The organism is Curtobacterium sp. A7_M15 (assembly GCF_030705415.1).
Classification (GTDB): Bacteria; Actinomycetota; Actinomycetes; order Actinomycetales; family Microbacteriaceae; genus Curtobacterium.
Map to the genome: position 1 here is coordinate 1 of NZ_JAUZED010000230.1, position 704 is coordinate 704.

Below are 704 nucleotides of genomic sequence, written 5' to 3' on the forward strand. Positions count from 1 at the left end.
GGGTGTTACTTGATCTTGGCGGTGATGGTCGCGGTCCCGACGAGGAGGCCGGACTTCACAGCGTCGGTCTTGAAGGTGCTGTTGAGCAGCTTCGCCGCGTCACCCGAGACGTGCACCGTGGTGCCGGTCAGGATCGCGTTGTCACCCTCGAGCTGCAGCGGCTTGAGCGTGCCACCGTGCAGCGAGAACAGGTACGCGTTGTTCACCGCGACCTTCCCGTTGACCAGCACGTCACCGTACAGCTTCGACGAACCCGGGTTCACCACGAAGTTCTGCAGCGTCACCGTCGTCGAACCCGCCGTCAGCGTCAGGCCCGAGTCGTCGTGGTTCAGCAGACCCTGCACGTACGGACGGTAGTTGCCGTCCGGGGACCAGTACGTGACCGAACCCGACGTGATCGGGAACGACACGGACCCGTCGGCGAGCTTGGCGTCACCGGAGACACCCGGGGTCAGCTTCAGCGCGGTCAGGGCGTCGGTGAAGCCGGAGTCGAGCTTCACGGCCGTGTTCCCACCGAGGACCTCGGGCACCGACGCGACCGGGCCGGGGATCTTCGACGAGGACGACGACACGGTGTGCACGGTGCCGTCGGCCTGCGCGGCCGAGACGCCGAACGCGGCACCGCCGAGGACGAGCGCGCCGGTCGTGGCGAGGGTGATGGAGGTCTTCAGGCTCTTGCGCATGGTGATCGTTCCTTTGCTGTC

Annotated in this window: 1 protein-coding gene; it reads right to left on the reverse strand. The window is 66.6% G+C overall.

Features of this window, described 5'->3' with window-relative positions:
* Nucleotides 1–5 precede the first annotated feature (5 nt).
* Nucleotides 6–704 (reverse strand): hypothetical protein (locus Q7F20_RS18620; protein ID WP_305741541.1); only part of this gene is annotated, 699 nt, incomplete at its 5' end.